This is a genomic window from Arabiibacter massiliensis (genome assembly GCF_902386925.1).
GTDB lineage: Bacteria > Actinomycetota > Coriobacteriia > Coriobacteriales > Eggerthellaceae > Arabiibacter > Arabiibacter massiliensis.
This window is the reverse complement of sequence record NZ_LR698996.1, coordinates 2,192,097-2,207,768: the sequence shown is the minus strand read 5'-3', so window position 1 is coordinate 2,207,768 and position 15,672 is coordinate 2,192,097. Positions and strand designations below refer to the sequence as shown.

12 protein-coding genes and 2 tRNA genes are annotated in these 15,672 nt (G+C 65.3%); 9 read left to right on the top strand and 5 right to left on the bottom strand.

The window, feature by feature from the left end:
- Window positions 1-107: 107 nt before the first annotated feature.
- Both FX134_RS09405 and FX134_RS14805 read right to left on the bottom strand, forming a co-directional pair.
- Window positions 108-827, bottom strand: coding sequence for an ATP-binding cassette domain-containing protein (locus tag FX134_RS09405; RefSeq protein ID WP_232050895.1), 720 nt, complete (start codon window positions 825-827; stop codon window positions 108-110).
- A 301-nt stretch (window positions 828-1,128) separates the two neighbouring features.
- A complete protein-coding gene (locus FX134_RS14805) occupies window positions 1,129-2,871 on the bottom strand; it encodes an ABC transporter permease/substrate-binding protein (protein ID WP_232050894.1) in 1,743 nt (580 codons plus the stop codon).
- Window positions 2,872-3,238: 367 nt separating this feature from the next.
- Here FX134_RS14805 and FX134_RS09390 point away from each other — a divergent pair, with 367 nt between their 5' ends.
- A complete protein-coding gene (locus FX134_RS09390; protein WP_080800890.1) occupies window positions 3,239-4,585 on the top strand; it encodes a citrate/2-methylcitrate synthase in 1,347 nt (448 codons plus the stop codon).
- Between the two features lie 399 nt (window positions 4,586-4,984).
- Here the strand turns inward: FX134_RS09390 and FX134_RS09385 are convergent, their stop codons facing one another.
- Both FX134_RS09385 and FX134_RS09380 read right to left on the bottom strand, forming a co-directional pair.
- Window positions 4,985-6,016 (bottom strand): DUF3644 domain-containing protein, encoded by a 1,032-nt coding sequence (locus tag FX134_RS09385; protein ID WP_080800888.1) that lies wholly within the window; start codon window positions 6,014-6,016, stop codon window positions 4,985-4,987.
- Between the two features lie 437 nt (window positions 6,017-6,453).
- A tRNA-Ser gene (locus tag FX134_RS09380) sits at window positions 6,454-6,541 on the bottom strand.
- Window positions 6,542-6,661: 120 nt separating this feature from the next.
- Here FX134_RS09380 and FX134_RS09375 point away from each other — a divergent pair.
- The 5 genes from FX134_RS09375 (at window position 6,662) to FX134_RS09355 (ending at window position 11,473) form a co-directional block, all read left to right on the top strand.
- Window positions 6,662-7,165: a nucleoside deaminase gene (locus FX134_RS09375; protein WP_080800886.1), complete on the top strand. Its 504-nt coding sequence runs from the start codon at window positions 6,662-6,664 to the stop codon at window positions 7,163-7,165.
- Complete coding sequence (ispE, locus tag FX134_RS09370) at window positions 7,162-8,193, top strand: 4-(cytidine 5'-diphospho)-2-C-methyl-D-erythritol kinase (RefSeq protein ID WP_232050893.1); 1,032 nt, start codon at window positions 7,162-7,164, stop codon at window positions 8,191-8,193. Before FX134_RS09375 ends, ispE begins: the two co-directional genes overlap by 4 nt.
- A gap of 228 nt (window positions 8,194-8,421) precedes the next feature.
- Window positions 8,422-8,976, top strand: a complete 555-nt coding sequence (locus FX134_RS09365; protein ID WP_080800884.1) for a LemA family protein — start codon at window positions 8,422-8,424, stop codon at window positions 8,974-8,976.
- 99 nt (window positions 8,977-9,075) lie between these two features.
- Complete coding sequence (locus FX134_RS09360) at window positions 9,076-11,091, top strand: hybrid sensor histidine kinase/response regulator (protein WP_080800882.1); 2,016 nt, start codon at window positions 9,076-9,078, stop codon at window positions 11,089-11,091.
- A gap of 28 nt (window positions 11,092-11,119) precedes the next feature.
- On the top strand, window positions 11,120-11,473 hold the full coding sequence (locus FX134_RS09355) for a guanylate cyclase (protein ID WP_080800880.1): 354 nt from the start codon (window positions 11,120-11,122) through the stop codon (window positions 11,471-11,473).
- Window positions 11,474-11,559: 86 nt separating this feature from the next.
- On the opposite strand, the gene FX134_RS09350 is transcribed toward FX134_RS09355, so the two are convergent.
- Window positions 11,560-11,650: transfer RNA gene (locus FX134_RS09350), tRNA-Ser, on the bottom strand.
- A gap of 65 nt (window positions 11,651-11,715) precedes the next feature.
- Here FX134_RS09350 and FX134_RS09345 point away from each other — a divergent pair.
- The 3 genes from FX134_RS09345 to FX134_RS09335 all read left to right on the top strand — a co-directional run bounded on the left by FX134_RS09345 (window position 11,716) and on the right by FX134_RS09335 (window position 15,332).
- On the top strand, window positions 11,716-13,722 hold the full coding sequence (locus tag FX134_RS09345; RefSeq protein WP_080803950.1) for a DUF2207 domain-containing protein: 2,007 nt from the start codon (window positions 11,716-11,718) through the stop codon (window positions 13,720-13,722).
- Window positions 13,723-13,818: 96 nt separating this feature from the next.
- Window positions 13,819-14,784, top strand: coding sequence for a DMT family transporter (locus FX134_RS09340; protein ID WP_080800878.1), 966 nt, complete (start codon window positions 13,819-13,821; stop codon window positions 14,782-14,784).
- A gap of 38 nt (window positions 14,785-14,822) precedes the next feature.
- Complete coding sequence (locus FX134_RS09335; protein WP_080800876.1) at window positions 14,823-15,332, top strand: shikimate kinase; 510 nt, start codon at window positions 14,823-14,825, stop codon at window positions 15,330-15,332.
- Window positions 15,333-15,672 lie beyond the last annotated feature (340 nt).

Below are 15,672 nucleotides of genomic sequence, written 5' to 3'. Positions count from 1 at the left end.
GCGCGCAAGCGGGTTCCGGATCGGCCTCTTTTTTGCGTAAATGTCCACCTGATCTGCTCAAATGTACATCAAGAGCACATCAGGCAAGGGTGGGCGGGGGCTGGGCGCTAGCGAGCGTACACGCTCTGCTTGCGGGCGACGAGGCGCTCCACGAACGCGGTGGCGGGCCGCTCGAGCACCTCGCGCGGCGGGGCGTACTGCACGGCGCGGCCGGCTTCCATGGCCAGCACCCTGTCGCCCAGATCGAGCGCCTCGTCGATGTCGTGCGTCACGAACAGCACGGTGATGCCCGTCTGCCGGTGGATGCGCTTGAGCTCGTCTCGCAGGCCGGCGCGCGTGATGGCGTCCACGGCGCTGAACGGCTCGTCCATCAGCAGGATGTCGGGGCTCGCGGCAAGCGCGCGGGCGATGCCGACGCGCTGCGCCTGCCCGCCCGAAAGCTCGGCGGGGTAGCGGTCGCGCAGCTCCGGGGGCAGGCCGATGAGGCGCATCCACTTGTCCACGGCTGCCTCGGTGCGGCGGCGGTCGTCGCGGTTGAGCAGGCTCGGGACGAAGGCGATGTTCTGCTCCACGGTGAGGTGGGGGAACAGCACGCTGCCCTGGATGACGTAGCCCACCGAGCGCCGCAGCTCGATGGGGTCGACGTCGGCCGTGGCGCGCCCATGCACGAGCACGCGGCCGGAGTCGGGCATGACCAGCGCGTTCACCGTCTTGAGGAGCGTCGTCTTGCCGCAGCCGGAGCTGCCGATGACCGTGACGAACGCGCCCTCCGGCACGGCCAGGCTCACGTCGTCCACGGCGGTCGCGTCCCCGAACCGCTTGGACACGTGATCGAACTCGATGGCGGGCGTTGGGGCGCCGCCGGCCGGCGCCGCGGGGGATCCTTCGACTCCGCGCTGCGCGCTCCGCTCAGGATGACAGGATGGGCGAATGTCATCCTGAGCGGAGGCGGCGAAGCCCCGGCACCTCCTGTCATCCTGAGCGGAGGCGGCGAAGCCCCGGGTCCCCCTGTCATCCTGAGCGGAGGCGGCAAAGCCCCGGCACCCCCTGTCATCCTGAGCGGAGGCGGCGAAGCCGCCGGAGTCGAAGGATCCCCCGCGGCGCGTCTGCGCGTTTTCGCTTCTCATGCTAGATCAGCCCCCTTTCGGCCAGAAACGCGTCGGCTACGTCCTTCGGCTCGCGCCCTTGCGTCTCCACCTGGCTGTTCATGGCGGCCATGTCGGCGTCGGCGATGGCGCCCTCCAGCTTCAGCAGCTCGTCGCGCAGCTCGGGATGTTCCCGCAGTGTGTCCTCGCGCACCACGTTGCAGCACTGGTACGACGGGTAGAAGTGCCGGTCGTCCTCCAGCACCACGAGGCGCTCGTCGGTGACCTGGCCGTCGGTGGTGGACATGGTGATGGCGTCCACCTGCCCGTCGAACAGCGCCTGGAACTTCAGGCTCATGTCCATGTCGGCGGTGGTGCCGAAGTCCATGCCGTAAGCGGCCTGCAGTCCGGGGTAGCCGTCCTCGCGGTCGTAGAAGTCGGGCTGCGCGCCGAACGTGAGCTCGCCCGCCACCTTCGCCAGGTCGGAGTAGGTGCGCAGGTTGTAGCGCTCGGCCACGTCCTTGCGCACGGCGATGCCGAACGTGTTGTTGAAACCGTACTTTCCCACCCATTCGAAGCCAAACTGGTCGTGGTAACCCTGCGCCAGCTCGTCGAACATCGACTCGTCGTAGAGCTCGTCGCGCTTGAGCACCGTGGTCCAGGCCGTGCCCGTGTACTCGGGGTACATGTCGAAGTCGCTGCGCTCCATGCCGGTGTGGATGTTGTACGTGCCGCCGCCGATGCCCGGCACGATGTCCACGGTGAGGTTCGTGTCGCGCTCGATGAGCGTCTTCAGCATCTCGCTCAAGATGTACTGCTCGGTCATGGGCTTGGTGGCCATGGTGACGGTGCTGCCGCCTGCCGCGTCGCCCGCCGCGTCGCGTTGCGAGAACGCGAACGCCCCGGCTCCCACCAGCGCGAGCGCCGCCACCAGGGCGACGACGGTCACTCCGCGCCGCCGGGGCGTGAGCGCGCTCGCGATCTGCCGTCGGGCCTCGCGGCCTTCGGCGTCGGGGAACTCGGGCATGTGCGTCACCTCGCCGTCGTCGAGCAGCGCGTCGGCGTCGGCCTGCGTGAACGTCCCGGTCGCTCCCGCCGCGGGCGCTCCCGCAGCCGCAGGAGCCGCCGCGCGCCTCCGCCGCCGGACGCGCGACGGCTCCAGATGCCTCCGCGTGCGCTTCTCGGCCAGGCCCAGGAGCAGATCCACCGCGATGGCCAGCACGGCGATGAGCACGCTTCCCGCCAGCGTCATGGCCAGGTTGTTCGTGGTGATGCCGCGATAGATTGCCACGCCCAGGCCGCCCGCGCCGATGAACGACGCGATGCCGGCCAGCGCGATGGTCATGGTGGCCATGTTGCGGATGCCGCCCATGATGACGGGCGCGGCCAGCGGCAGCTCCACGCGGTAGAGCAGCTGCCGGTCGGTCGACCCCATGCCGCGCGCCGCCTCCACGACGGCCGGCTCGATGGTGGTAAGGCCCGTGTAGGTGTTGCGCACCATGGGCAAGAGCGCGTAAACGGTGAGCGCCACGATGGCGGTGATATCGCCGATGCCCGTCACCGGGATCAAAAAGCCGAACAGCGCGATGGAGGGGATGGTGTACACGAAGTTCACCAGCGCGAGCACCGGTTTGGCGCCCCGGCGCCACTGCACGATGGCGATGCCGAGCGCGAGGCCTATGACGGCGGCCATCAGCACGGCCGCCAGCGATATGGCGACGTGCTGCACGAGCAGGTCCCAAAACCAGTCGCGTTTCTCTACCAGCAGGGTGAACAGGGCTTCCATCAAGGCGCTTCCTCGCTTTCGCTCGTGCGGGCGCGTCCGGCCGGAAGCCCGGCGCCGCGCGATCGGGAGGCCCATTCTAGCGGCCGGCTCCTGCGCCGGGGACGCTGTCGCCGAACCGTCGCCCAACGGGAACCGCCCCGCTTCGCACCCGCCCGCCGAGGCCCGCCCGCCGCGCCGCCTCGCGTATGGTTTTCGTCGGCGAAACGCCCGCGACGCATTGCCTCGCACGTGTAAGCGCTTTATCATGCTAAAGACTGCAAGTCGTATTCCAACCCATCCATACCACCGGGGGCCGCATATCTCAGGGGGCGGCCGGGTATGCTTGTATCGAAGAAGGGGCCGCGCCATGCGGCAGGAAGGATGCGCGATGATTGACGAAAAGCAGATCGCCCTGTTCGAGAACTTCAAAGCGATCAATTCGATCGACCCCGCCAAGTACGAGCAGCACGACGTGAAGCGGGGCCTGCGCAACGCCGACGGCACGGGCGTGGTGGCCGGGCTCACGAACATCGCGAACGTGCACGGCTACGTCGTGTCCGACGGCGAGAAGACGCCCGACGACGGCCTTCTGCGCTATCGCGGCTACGACGTGTACGACCTGCTGGACGTCGACGGCACCGACCGCCGCTTCAACTACGAGGAAGTGGCGTACCTGCTGCTCATGGGCGAGCTGCCCACGCAGGACCAGCTCGACCGCTTCGTCGCCGCGCTCGACGCCGAGCGCGAGCTGCCCGACGGCTTCACTGCGTCCATGATCATGCGCGACACCCCGCCCGACATCATGAACATGCTGCAGCGCTGCATCCTGCTGCTGTACGCCTACGACGCCGAGGCCGAGGACCGCTCGGCGCATCACGAGGTGAGCACCGCCATCTCGCTCATCTCGCGCCTGCCGCGCATCATGGTGCTGACGTACTACGCCAAGCGCGCGCGCTTCGACAACGGCTCCATGATCATGCACCGCTTCGTCCCGGGCCAGTCCACGGCCGAGACCATCCTGTCCATGCTGCGCCCCGACCGCCAGTTCACCGTCGACGAGGCGCGCATGCTCGACATCATGCTGTGTCTGCACGCCGAGCACGGCGGCGGCAACAACTCCACGTTCACCACGCGCGTGCTCACCTCGGCCGACACTGATCCGTACTCCACGTACGCGGCCGCCATCGGCGCGCTCAAGGGCTGGAAGCACGGCGGCGCGAACCATCAGGTGCTCGCCATGCAGCAGGACGTGAAGCAGAACGTGAGGAACTGGGGCGACGAGGGCGAGGTGGCCGACTACCTGGCCAAGATCGTGCGCAAGGAGGCGTTCGACCAGACGGGCCTCGTGTACGGCATGGGCCATGCGGTGTACACGAAGAGCGACCCGCGCGCCATCATCTGCAAGCGCTACGCCGAGAAGCTGGCCGCCGGCACCGAGTTCGAGGCCGAGTTCAACCTGCTCAAGTCCATCGAGCGCCTGGCCCCCGAGGTCATCCTGCGCGAGAAGGGCACGAGCAAGGACATGTGCGCGAACATCGACATGTACTCCGGCTTCGTGTACTCGATGATGGGCATTCCCGAGGACCTGTTCACGCCGCTGTTCGCGTGCGCGCGCATGTCCGGCTGGGCCGCGCACCGCTTCGAGGAGATCGTCTCCGGCAAGCGCATCATCCGCCCCGCATACAAGTCCGTGCGCAAAGGCAAGCGCGACTACATCCCCATGTCCGAACGCTAGGCGTCCGCAGTTCCTTTGTCATCCTTCGACTCCGCGCTGACGCGCTCCGCTCAGGATGACAACCTGCGGCGAGACGGCCTCGGGCTTTCCCGCCGCAGGCTTACGCTGCCGGCTTTGCCCACACCCTATTCATCGCCGCCACCGCCGTGGCCGTCATCTACTCCCGAGCCCTTCGGAAAGGGAAGGCCCCTCCGCGAAGCATTCAAACCGACGGTTGTCTTGCAGCTTTTTGTAATTGAACTTTTTCAAACTTTCCCGAACTTTTTCGAACAGGTGTCAATCCTAGCTGTGACGAGAAGTTCTGCTTCATTTCTTCAAACATGCGTGCTATCATTTTCATTGCGAGGCTACTCGAGAAGGATCAGTGCTGGGTTCCCGAATGGGAGTAGGCGGAAACGCTTAGAATTCCTTTGCCCCTGGGGTCGCCTCGCTTCTTCGTTTAAGCGCTCTTTTCAAATCGTCCACCACTCCACATGGGTTACTCGATATTTCATTCAAAATGAAATCGACCACGCGCATCGAGTACGTATAATGCTCGCTTCTCCCAATAACGTGACGATACGCATAGGCCGGGTTCTCTTTGATCGCGTAGAAATTCATGAAAAGTTTCCAGTCATTGGTAGTGAACTTTTTGGATTCGCCGTTTGCCATGAGGCAAATTCCGTCCTTACTCAGCCGTTTGTTCACGTGATCTACGACTTTGCCGACAGATAGAGGGTGAGTGTTATGCGGGTCTTGGAGAACCTTAGCCACCCGAACGCTTGATGATGCGCTGGGATCGGGCACTATGGCAAAATCCGCTTTCTTCGGATCCTTGACCACTACGAGCTCGGTTCTTACGACGGAACAGAATCTCTGATTCGACTGGATAATCTGCTCCTGAATGACTTCGTTTTCGTCGAATAGAAACTTCTCGGCAACTTCAGGAGAGTATTTAGCCCTGATTATGTCAGGGGTGGTTGGATTCGCAGACATCGACAGCATAAGGAAGTTGCGGGGAATGTCGTCGCTTATACGTACGCCGTGGAATTCAAAGAGCTTTTCGTCGAAGTTTGTAACGCAAGATTGGAATAGCCCGGCATACACTTGCTCGTACTCTTCAACGATGAAATGCGTGCTCGTATTCCTCAATCTGATTATAGATTCAAGATTTCGCCGGAGCGGGTCTTTGGCATTGGTAAACACAAGTGCTATGCATTGCTCCAAATTTTTCGTTCTACTGGGATTGTCTTTGTAATAGATGAATGGCAGCCCTTTATCCTTAATCAGCTTCGCCTTAAGCATCAGCTCCCAAGCATTGCATAAGAAGAATGCGCAACCCTCGACGCGATATCGTATACTGGGACGGTTATATAGCTCCACGGCAAGAACAAATGCCTCACGAGACTTTTTTATGAGTCTGTCGGAGGTTTTGTGTTCCGAATCGTTCATGTTTGTCTCGCCTCTCTTGTTCTTTCTGCCGGAGATTTGCGTTTTCCGCACTAGCTTTGCCGAACCTATTTTCAAAGGCCACGTCAGGAGAAGGCCTCGGCCCGGTGCACGGCCTTCCGTACCGGAATGGGGTCACGATAGCCAGATCCTGTCCTCGAGCGTACCCCGCAGGCGCACCCTTCCTTCTTGTCGCCTACTTCCTCGTCGTCTTGCTAGCAGCTCCAAGTTATTATAGCGCCCTCAGAATGGGTGTGAACCTTCTCGTGTTCTGGTCGATGCTTGCGGCTCTTTGCCTCTGTCCATACGCAAAATCTGGGCCAATGCCTCGTGCCATCGTGTGCCATCTTAGGGCATTTTAGCTCTCAAAACGAACTAAAGTTCTTGTCGTGGCAAATTGCTGGTTCTCTAGAAAACATGCTTTTGAACAGGAAAGATAATGGCGGAGGCGGTAGGATTTGAACCCACGAAGCCTTGCGGCTTAACAGTTTTCAAGACTGCCGCCTTCAACCACTCGGCCACGCCTCCGCTTCAAGATGGACGTTCGGGCTGCTGAGGAGCGAATGTTTCACGTGAAACATTCGGTCGCGATGCGCATTTCGCGCGGACGGGCCCGAACGCCTCAAAGGATACCATATAATAGGCGGCATGACTGACGAAGACTACATGCGCATGGCGATCGACGAGGCGCGCCGGGCCGAGCAGCTGGGCGAAGTGCCCATCGGCGCGGTCGTGGTGTACGAGCCCATCGATCCCGCCACGCGCCGCCCGCTCGCCGAGCCGCGCGTCATCGCGCGCGCGTGCAACCTGCGCGAGACGACGAAGGATCCCGCCGGTCACGCCGAGTTCCTGGCCATGAAGCAGGCGGCCTCCGAACTGGACGCGTGGCGTCTCACCGGCTGCACCGTGTACGTGACGCTCGAGCCGTGCATCATGTGCGCCGGCCTCATGCACCAGGCGCGCATCGACCGCTGCGTGTACGGCGCGGCCGACCCGAAGGCCGGCGCGCTCGGCACGCTGTACGCCATCCATGCCGACGAGCGCCTCAACCACACCTTCGAAACCACCCCCCACATCCTCGGCGACGAGTGCGCCGAGCTCCTGCGCAGCTTCTTCGCGCGCAGGAGGAAGAAGCGAACGGAAGCCTCATGACCAACGAACACGCTGCCGAAACCCCCCGCCTGGGCCGCGAGACCGACGACCCCTGCCTCGTGGATATGCTCGACGTGGCCCGCGTAGCCCAGCAGGTGGAGACGTCCGCGTTCCGCGTGCCGGGGGCCATCCGCGTCGTCGCGCCCGCCAAGGTGAACCTGTTCCTCGACATCGGCGGGAAGCGCCCCGACGGCTACCACGAGGCCGTCAGCATCATGCACGCGCTCGCGCTTCACGATACGCTGCTCATGCGCCGCACGCCGGGACGGGGCGAGGGGCTCTCCATCCAGCTGACCTGCCGCGCGTGCGAGGGAACGGCTCCGCTCGACGTGGCGCCCGAGGACAACATCGTGACGAAGGCCATCCGCCTGCTCGCCCGCCTGACCGGCCGCGACGCCGCCGAGGGCGTGGCCGTGCACGTGGAGAAGCACATCCCCTCCCAAGCCGGCCTCGGCGGCGGCTCGTCCGATGCCGCCGCCGCGCTCGTGGGGGCGGCGCGCCTGTGGGGCCTTGCCGCCGACGACCCGCGCATCGAGGAGGCGGCCCGCTCGCTCGGTGCCGACGTGGCGTTCTTCCTGCACGGCGGGTGCGCGTGCCTCACGGGCGTCGGCGACGTGTTCGACCACGAGCTCGCGCCCATGACCTCCTGCGTCGCCCTCGTCAAGCCCGAGGGGGGCGTGTCCACCGCCGCGGCCTACCGCGCCTTCGACGCCGACCCCGTGCGCATTCCCGATGCCGATCGCGAAGCCGCCCTCGCCGCGCGCGACGCCGCCGACGTGCCGCTGCGCAACAACCTGGTGCAAGCGTCCGAGGAGCTGCTGCCCGTGCTGGCAGACGTGCGCGCGTGGGCGGAGGCGTCGCCGGACGTGGAGCAGGCGCTCATGTCCGGCAGCGGCTCGGCGGTGTTCGCGTGCTGCCCGTCGTTCGACGCCGCCGCGCGCGTCGCGGCCCAGGCGCAGGCGCGCGGCTGGTGGGCCCGCGCCACGATGTTCTCCTCGGCCCGCGCTGCGGTGCTGCCCGCACGCTGACCGTTCGCGGCCCTTCCGCATCCGTCCGCCCCGGCACCCTCCGGCCGCACGCCGTGGATTTTTCGCGAACGCACGCGGCCAGCGGCGCGCTTTCGCCGGTGAAACGTAACCGCGGGGGATCATTTCGACGACCATCGGCGAAAAGCGGCGGTTCAGCGGAGGATTCAAGGTTCCCTCGGGACAAGGCGCGATGGTAGAATGCGATCTACGTAATAGCAAAGGAGACTTATGAGCATCGCATTGATCGCAGTAGTTATCATCGTTCTTGTCGTGGTCGTCGCCGCTATCGGGTTGTACAACAACCTCGTGAAGCTGCGAAACATGGTGGACAACGCCTGGGCGCAGATCGACGTCCAGCTGCAGCGCCGCCTCGACCTCATCCCCAACCTCGTCGAAACCGTGAAGGGCTACGCTTCGCACGAGCGCGGCACGCTCGAAGAGGTGACGCAGGCGCGCACCGCCGTCATGAACGCCCCCTCGCCGGCCGGCAAGATGCAGGCCGACGGCATTCTGACCGGCGCGCTCAAGAACCTGTTCGCCGTCGCCGAGGCCTACCCCGACCTCAAGGCCAACACGAACTTCCAACAGCTGCAAACCGAGCTGGCCAACACCGAGGATAAGATCAGCTACATGCGCCAGAGCTACAACGACACGGTCATGAAGTACAACACGGCCATCCAGACGTTCCCCGCCGTGCTCGTCGCGGGCATGATGGGCTTCAAGGAGCGCCAGAGCTTCGACGCGGCCGCCGGCGCCGACGTCGTCCCCACCGTGCAGTTCTAACCTCGACCGCCTCACGCGCGCCTCGGCATCCGGGGCGCGCCGCTTCTGCGTGAACGCCGCGCGGATGTCCTGTCGGCTCTCTTTTTCCGGAGTGGCTTTATGACCATGCACTCAGCTCGTGGGCGGGAAGGCCTGATCAGCCGCCTGCTCAATTCGAACGTCGCCTTCCCTGCGGCCGTCGCCGTCATCGCGGGCCTCCTCGTTGCCTTCTACGCCATGCTCATGGTGAACATGGGCTCCATCGACGAGAAGACCGAGGACCTCAAAGAGCATCCTTTCACGGTGACCGTGGCGGCGGGCCGCGCGGAAACCCTGCTCATGCAGGTGAAAACGCTCGACGACCGCCTCGCGTTCACCCATTCGCCCAAGACGGTGGAAAGCGTGAAGGAAGAGTTCGACCTCATCGACGGCGAGGTGCGCGAGCGGCTGGACACCATCGTCGAGCGCCATCGCGGCAGCTCCGAGAAGCCGAAGGAGCTTTCGGAGCGCTACGAGGAGTTCCGCCTCAAGCAGCAGGAGCTTGTGGCGCTCGCCGAGGGCGGCGCGAGCGACGAGGAGGTGGCGCGGTTCCTCGTGGACGTCATCGATCCGCGCATCGACGCCATGTACGAGGACAACCTGGCCATCATCGAGAACGCGTCGCGCTCATTCGACCAGCTCTACAACACCGTTGCTGTGACGCGCACCGACACCATCGTGACGGCCACCGTCCTCATGCTGGCCGTCATCGCGTCGTTCTTCCTGTTCGTGATCATCATCAGGCGTAAGAACCGCCAGCAGGAGCAGCTGCAGGAGAGCCTGCGCCAGGCGCTCGTGGCTGCTCAGGAGGCCAACGAGGCGAAGTCGCGCTTCCTGTCCAACGTGTCGCACGACATCCGCACGCCGCTGACGGCCGTCATCGGGCTCACGGACATCGCGATCGAGCACGCCGACGAGCCCGGCCGGGTGGGCGAATCGCTCGCGAAGATCAAGCTGTCGTCGCACCACCTGCTGAACCTCGTGAACGACGTGCTCGACATGAGCAAGATAGAGAGCGGGCAGATCGACCTCAGCCGCGCCCCGTTCGATCTGACGAACCTCGTGGAGATGCTCGTGTCCATCGTGCGCCCGCAGGCCGACGTGAAGCGCATCGGCTTCGCGGTTTCCTGCTGCGACGTGGGGAAAAGCATGGTGGTCGGCGACGAGATGCGGGTGAACCAGATCCTCATCAACCTGCTGGGCAACGCGGTGAAGTACACCGAGCCGGGCGGGAAGGTGGGCTTCTCCATCCGCGAGCTGAGCGACGGGGAGGTGGAGCGGGCGCGCGCGGAGGGCCTGGGCGACCCGCGCGGTGCCGCCGGCGACGGGCCCCGAGGGCGGCTGCGCGCGGTGCGCTTCGTCGTGGAGGACAACGGGATAGGCATGTCGGAGGAGTTCCTTGAGCGCATCTTCGAGCCGTTCGAGAGGGAGGACGCGCCGACGCGCTTCACGGTGGAGGGGACGGGCCTCGGCATGTCCATCGCGAAGAGCCTGGTGGAACGCATGGGCGGCTCCATCGAGGTCGAAAGCGCGCGCGGGCGCGGGTCGCGCTTCACCATCGTGCTGCCGTTCGAGGACTATGCGGACGCGCCGTGCGAGGCCCGCGCGCCCGAGCCTGCGCGGCCCGTCTGCCGATGCGCCCCTGCGGGCGCGCGCGAAGGAGCGTGGGCGCATGCCCGGGTGCTCCTTGCGGAGGACGACGAGATCGTGGGCGAGATAGCCGAGGAGTTCATCAAGGGAACCGGCGCCGCCGTGGACCGCGCGTGGAACGGCGCCGACGCGCTCGACCTGATCAGGCGCGCGCCGGAGGGCTGCTACGACCTCGTGTTCATGGACGTGCAGATGCCGCGCATGGATGGGCTCGCGGCGGCGCGGGCCATCGTCGAGGAATGCGCCCGCGCCGGCCGTTCCCGCCCGCCTATCATCGCCATGACGGCTAACGCCTATGTCGAGGATCGCGAGCGGGCGTTCGAGGCGGGCATGGACGGGTACGCGGTGAAGCCCATCGGCAGGGACGAGATATTCCGCCTGTTCGAGGAATACGTGCCGTTGTCGGAAGAGGAGCCGTGCGCCGAGCGGGAGCTGAGTCTGGTATGATGCGGTTCGGAATGAAAGGAGGCCGTCCGTGATCGCTCGCCTGTCGCGCGTGGTGCCGATGCTGCTGGCGTTGGCCGTTCTGGCGCTCGTGGTGTACCTCGTGGTGGCCTGGCGCTCTTCTCCGAACCGCGGCAAGGAAGTGCTCATCCGCCTGTTCACCGTGCTGACGGGCGTGCTGTCCGGGCTCTTCCTGCTCGTGTGCGCCTACGCGTGGCTCGAATCGAACGAAGCGGTGTTCGACCTCAGCGCGAGTTTCCTCATCACGGCCCTCGTCGGCCTGGCGGTCACGCGCGTCTGCCGCGCCGTGTTCCTGCGCCACCACCCGGCCTACCGCATCAAGCCCCAGAAGACCCGCCGCATCGGCATCCGCAAACGGCGATGAGACAAAGGGACCGTGACAAAGGGACGGGGTAATTTTCACGTCCCCGCGCATGAAAAAACCCTCACGGGTGAGGGTTGACGTTTCGGTGGCGGAGAGCTGGGGATTCGAACCCCAGATACGCTTGTGGCGTATACTCGCTTAGCAGGCGAGCACCTTCGGCCTCTCGGTCAGCTCTCCGCAGTATAATAAGGTGCGATTCGCTATGATACCGTGACCATCCGCAAGTTGCAAGGAGCATGATCGTGCAAACCACGAGCGGTTCGCATCTTTGCGAGCCACCCGCCACATCGAGGAAAGCGGCAGCGCTCCTATGCGCCGTCCTCGTCGCGCTCGCGTGCGCCTTCGTGGCATTTTCGCCCTCGCCCGCACTCGCCAAATCCTACACCATGCCGAAGGTGGACATCCAGGCGCAGGTGGAGACGGACGGCTCGCTGCACGTGGTCGAGCAGCGCACGTTCGATTTCAACGGCGACTTCACGGCCGTGTTCTGGCCGTTCGGCGAGCTGGCCGACAACTCCTCCATCCAGATCAACGGCGTGCGGATGGGGCATGTGGGTGCCGGCGGCGCCATCGAAGGCGAGTGGACGACGCTCAAGGACGTGCCGTTCCAGCTGGACTGGCGCGACGCGGGCGGCCCGGGCGGCGACGCGTACTCCTTCGACACCGCGCAGAACACGCTGTATGTGTTCTTCAACGCCGTCGACGAGAAGCTCATGGTGGAGCTGGACTACACCATTGTGAACGGCGCGCAGGCGTACAAGGACGTGGGCGAGGTGTACTGGCAGTACGTGAACTCCGGCTGGACCGAGGCGTCCGACGACGTGACGATGACGCTCGCTCTGCCGGTGCCCCAGGGAGTCGAGGTGGAGCCCGGCGAGAACGTGCGCGCCTGGGGCCACGGCCCGCTCGACGGAACGGTCTCGATCAACGCCGACGGCACGGTCACCTACCGCGTGCCGCGCGTGGCATCCGGGCAGTACGCGGAGGCGCGCGTGACGTTCCCGGTGGAGTGGCTCGCGAACCTCTCCGGCGACGACGCGCTCGTCCATCGCGATCAGCCGCGCCTCGAGACGGTGCTCAAGGAGGAGCAGGGCTGGGCCGACGAGGCGAACCGCGACCGCGTGATGTCGCTCGCGTTCATCATCGGTTGCGGTGTGGTGTGCGTGGCGCTTCTGGCCTGGGCGCTGCGCGCGTACTTCAAGTACGGCAAGGAGCACGAGCCCGACTTCACCGACGAGTATTGGCGCGACGTGCCCGACCCCTCGGTGCATCCTGCCGTGATCGGCCGCCTGTGGCGCTGGGACCGCGAGAGCCAGGACGACTTCACCGCCACGCTCATGCACCTGTCGCACGTCGGCGCCATCCGCATCGACGCCGGCAGCTACGATCAGCCCGGCGTGTTCGGCTCGAAGCAGGTGGACGACTACTACCTCACGCGCCTCCCGGCTGCCGACGAGGTGAGCGACCCCCTCGACCGGGCCGCGCTCGACCTGCTGTTCGACCGCGTGGCGGGCGGCGAGGACTCGCTGTGGTTCGGCACCATCAAGAAGTACGGCGAGGACCATCCGCAGGAGTTCGTCGACGCCATGCAGGGCTGGCAGGGCATGCTGTCGGCCGAGACGAACCGCCAGGACTTCTTCGAGGCGAAGAGCAAGCGCTACCAGGGCTACCTGGTGACGGCGGCCGTGCTGGTGGCGATGGCGGGCCTCGGCATCGGGCTGTTCACGCAGAACTTCATTCCGACGCTGTTCATGGTGCCCACGGCCATCGCGCTCGGCGTGATCGGCAACTATATGCCCCGCCGCAGTGTGCGCGGAAATAACCTGGTGGCTAAGTGCAAGGCGCTGCGCAATTGGCTGCGCGACTTCTCGTCGCTCGACGAGCGCCCTCCCACCGACGTGAAGGTGTGGGGCGAGTTCATGGTGTATGCGTACCTGTTCGGCGTGGCCGACCAGGCCATCAAACAGCTGCAGACCACCATGCCGCAGCTGTTCGAGCCCGGCGCCTCCATGGGCATGACGTATATGCCCTGGTGGCTTTGGTACGCCCCCGGCCACGGCATGTCGGGGGCGGCCATGCCGTCGGCGGGCAGCCTGTTCCAGACGTCGCTCGCCAACACGGTATCCACCGCGCAGGCGGCGCTCTCGGGCGCGAGCGGGAACTTCTCGAGCGGCGGCGGGTTCGGCGGCGGCTTCTCCGGCGGCGGGGGAGGCGGCTTCGGCGGCGGCGGAATCGGCGGCGCGCGCTGAATCGGTGGCGTTCGAGCCTCACTCGCACCTCGCACATCGCCGATTCACTACGAATTGGCGATGTGCGAAGGGCCCCGCGCGCTATAATGACCGGCCATGGACACGAACAAGAACATCGCCAGCAAGGTGCCGACGGGGGTCTACAAGCTCCTGCTTGTCGTGGCGACCATCATCTGGGGGCTCAGCTTCGTCGTCATGAAGGACGCCGTCGACGTGCTCGAGCCCGCCTACCTCATCGGCTTCCGCTTCCTCGCGACCGGCATCCTGCTCGCCGCCGTGTTCTGGAAGAACCTGCGCCGCGCCCTCGCGGCGGCCACGCGCAAGGACTACCTGGTGAAGGGCCTCGTCCTGGGCGTGATGTGCTTCTTCGCGTTCTGGGTGCAGACCGTCGGGCTCGACCACACCACGCCCGGCAAGAACGCCTTCCTCACGGCCACGTACTGCGTCATCGTGCCGTTCGCCTGGTGGGTGATCGCGCGCAAGCGGCCCACGGCGTTCAACCTGATCGCCGCCGTGCTGGCGGTGGCGGGCATCGGCATGGTGTCGCTCACCGGCTCGATCGAGGAGCTGACGATGGGCTTCGGCGACGCCATGACGCTGGTGTCGGCGCTGCTGTTCGCCGTGCACATCGTATTCGTGTCGAAGTATTCCGAGACCAACGACGTGCTCGTGCTCACGGTGCTGCAGTTCATCGTGGGCGGGGCGCTGGGCGTGGCGTACGGCGCGTGCTTCGAGACGCTGCCGCCGGCCGCGGCCTTGATGGATCCCGCTTTCCTGTGGAACATGGCCTACCTGGTGATATTCGCTTCGTGCGTGGCGCTCGTCATCCAGAACGTCGCGCTCGCGCACGTGCCGCCCGCGCAGGCGTCGCTGTTCCTCAGCCTTGAGAGCGTGTTCGGCGTGCTGTTCAGCGTCATGCTGTACAACGAGCAGATCGGCCTCAAGCTGGTCGTGGGCTTCGCGCTCATCTTCGGCGCCATCCTGGTCAGCGAGCTGTTCCCCCTGAAGCGCAAGGACGCGCCCGCCGCTCAACTGGAATCCGCCCCCGCCGAGCTGCCGTGATACAATGCTCCCGAACCAGTAGCGAGGGAGGATCTTTCATGGCAGAAAAAGACAACATCGTGCTCATCGGCATGCCCGGCGCCGGCAAATCGACGCTGGGCATCGTGCTTGCGAAGATCATGAACATGCAGTTCATCGATGCCGACCTGGTCATCCAGAACCAGTGCGACAAGACGCTGCAGAAGCTCATCGATGCGTGCGGCCCCGAGGGCTTCATCGAGGTGGAGAACCAGATCCTGAGCGATTTGGAGGCCACGCGCTCCGTCGTCGCCACCGGAGGCTCGGCCGTGTACTCCGACGAGGCCATGCGGCACCTGTCCGAGATCGGCACCGTGGTGTACCTGCGGATCTCCTACGACCAGCTGGTCAGCCGCCTGAGCGATTTGCAGGAGCGCGGCGTGGTGCTCAAAGGCGGCATCGGCATGAGCCTGCGCGAGCTCTACGACGAGCGCAAGCCCCTCTACGAGCAGTACGCCGAGATCACCGTCGACGTGAACGACCTCACCATCACCGCCGCCGCCCGCAAGGTTGCCGACGCGCTGAAGTAGGGCTGAGGCAGGGGCACGGGAGCGCGCAGAGCCCCTTCTTGTCATCCTGAGCGGAGCGACCGAAGGGAGCGGAGTCGAAGGATCCCCTGCGGCGTCAGCGCTGACGGTTGCAACTGGCGCTGCGCTTCGGAGGAAGGGCTGCACGCGGATCGGTCCGCTTCAACACGAAAACCCGCGACGTGAAAGGATCCCGGCGACCCGTGCGAGCGCCGGGTTTCCGCGACCTGGGAAAACGCCAAGAGCCCTTCGCTTCCGGGAGCCCGCGGCCGCCCTTTCCGCCTCCGAGCCTTTCACGTCGGGGATTTTCGTGTCGGGCAGGCCTGATTTGCGTGCAGCGTGC

Coding starts and splice junctions, on each gene's coding strand:
- FX134_RS14805 (WP_232050894.1), bottom strand. CDS start 2,871: ATGGAAGCCCTGTTCACCCTGCTGGTAGAGAAACGCGACTGGTTTTGG.
- FX134_RS09390 (WP_080800890.1), top strand. CDS start 3,239: ATGATTGACGAAAAGCAGATCGCCCTGTTCGAGAACTTCAAAGCGATC.
- FX134_RS09385 (WP_080800888.1), bottom strand. CDS start 6,016: ATGAACGATTCGGAACACAAAACCTCCGACAGACTCATAAAAAAGTCT.
- FX134_RS09375 (WP_080800886.1), top strand. CDS start 6,662: ATGACTGACGAAGACTACATGCGCATGGCGATCGACGAGGCGCGCCGG.
- ispE (WP_232050893.1), top strand. CDS start 7,162: ATGACCAACGAACACGCTGCCGAAACCCCCCGCCTGGGCCGCGAGACC.
- FX134_RS09365 (WP_080800884.1), top strand. CDS start 8,422: ATGAGCATCGCATTGATCGCAGTAGTTATCATCGTTCTTGTCGTGGTC.
- FX134_RS09360 (WP_080800882.1), top strand. CDS start 9,076: ATGACCATGCACTCAGCTCGTGGGCGGGAAGGCCTGATCAGCCGCCTG.
- FX134_RS09340 (WP_080800878.1), top strand. CDS start 13,819: ATGGACACGAACAAGAACATCGCCAGCAAGGTGCCGACGGGGGTCTAC.
- FX134_RS09335 (WP_080800876.1), top strand. CDS start 14,823: ATGGCAGAAAAAGACAACATCGTGCTCATCGGCATGCCCGGCGCCGGC.